This is a genomic window from Candidatus Benthicola sp., assembly GCF_058719085.1.
The window spans coordinates 1-1,511 of sequence record NZ_JBZQEK010000176.1 but is presented as its reverse complement, the minus strand read 5'-3'; the positions used below and the strand labels follow the sequence as shown (position 1 = coordinate 1,511).

At 68.4% G+C, this 1,511-nt stretch carries 1 protein-coding gene; it reads left to right on the top strand.

What is annotated here, in order from left to right; translation table 11 throughout:
* A partial coding sequence (locus AC36XV_RS12670) for a serine hydrolase (protein WP_492204050.1) occupies positions 1 to 1,371 on the top strand: 1,371 nt, incomplete at its 5' end.
* Between the last annotated feature and the right edge of the window lie 140 nt (positions 1,372 to 1,511).

Here is a 1,511-nt window from a genome sequence, read left to right as displayed (position 1 = left end):
GGGGTCTTCCATCCGGCCGCGTACGCTGGGCGCACCGACTCGCGTCCGCGCGGCAGCGAGGGGCCCGGGCGCTACTTCGCATACAACAACTGGGACTTCAACACCCTCGCCGCCATCCTGGCGCTGGAGACCGGCGCGGACGTGTTCGAGGCGTTCGACGAGTACTTCGCCGTGCCGCTGGAGATGGAAGACTGGCGCGTTTCGGACGGCTATTACCACTACGAGCGGGACAAGTCGATGTATCCAGCCTATCCGTTCCGCCTGTCCGCCCGGGACGCCGCGCGTTTCGGGCTGCTGTTCGCCCGGGATGGGGTGTGGGATGGTGAGCGAATCCTCTCCTCTCACTGGGTGCAGCGCAGCTCGGCCCTGTATTCGATCGACAGCCCGGTGATGGGCTACGGCTTCATGTGGTGGGTCTTTCTCGACGATCGGCTGGAGCGGTACGGAGCCTACGCGGCCCTCGGGGTCGGCAACCAGATGATCGCGGTGATCCCGAAGCTGGACATGGTGATCGTGAACCGTGCGGACACCTACGTGGGCGAGGGGACCCCTGCCCCGGCTCTGCTCGACCTGATGGCCCAGGTCATCGACGCGCGGAGCGGTCCGCCGGACCCGGAGGCGCGGCTCGAGCCCCTCGAGGTCCAGGCCGACCCAGCGCTCACGGACGTGGCGCCCGATCGACTGACCCCGTTCATGGGCGAGTGGGACTATCCTGCATCCCCGCTCGGCCTTCCTACCTACACGATGGTGGACATCGCGGTCGAGGGTGGCCACCTGGTCGCCTACTCACCGGTCGCGGGGACCTTCGGCCTGTATCTGCAGGAGGACGGCACGCTGCACGAGGAGGACAGCCGGCGGACCTACATCCCCGTTCCGGGCGACGATGGGGCCTTCGCCGGGATCGCGGACCCCAGATCGATCGTGGTGGCCGCGATCGTCGCCTCCTCGGACGGAGATGCTCGCCGGTCGACCGGACTGCTGGCCCTGGTGGAAGGCAACGAGAGTTCCGGCGTCGAGGTGGGGCGCGCCGTGGTCGAGCTGACCGGGGGTGAGGCCGAGGCCGCCGAGTCGCGCGTTCGCCGACTGGCGACCGAAGTCGATCCGGCCGAGGTGGAAGGCGAGGTGAACAGCGCCGGCTACGGTCTGCTGCAGATGGGACGCGCGCAACAGGCCGTGCGGGTGTTCGAGCTCAATACCCGCGTGTTTCCCGGGGCCTACAACACCTGGGACAGCCTCGGTGAGGGCCAGGCGGAACTCGGCCTGTACGAAGAGGCCGTCCAGTCGTACGAGCGCTCTCTGGAGCTCAACCCGGACAACGGCAATGCGGTCCAGATGATCGGGCGGATCCGGGCTCTTCAGGCGGAGGAATAGGACAGGCCACGCACGCCAGGAGGGTTTCGCTTGGATCGCCGGCACTTCGTCGTGACCGCAGCCGGTGCGGCTGCCGCATTCCCCTTCGGCATCCGCACGGTCGGCGGGGCCGTGCGTCCGACCGAAGGGTCCGTTCGGCC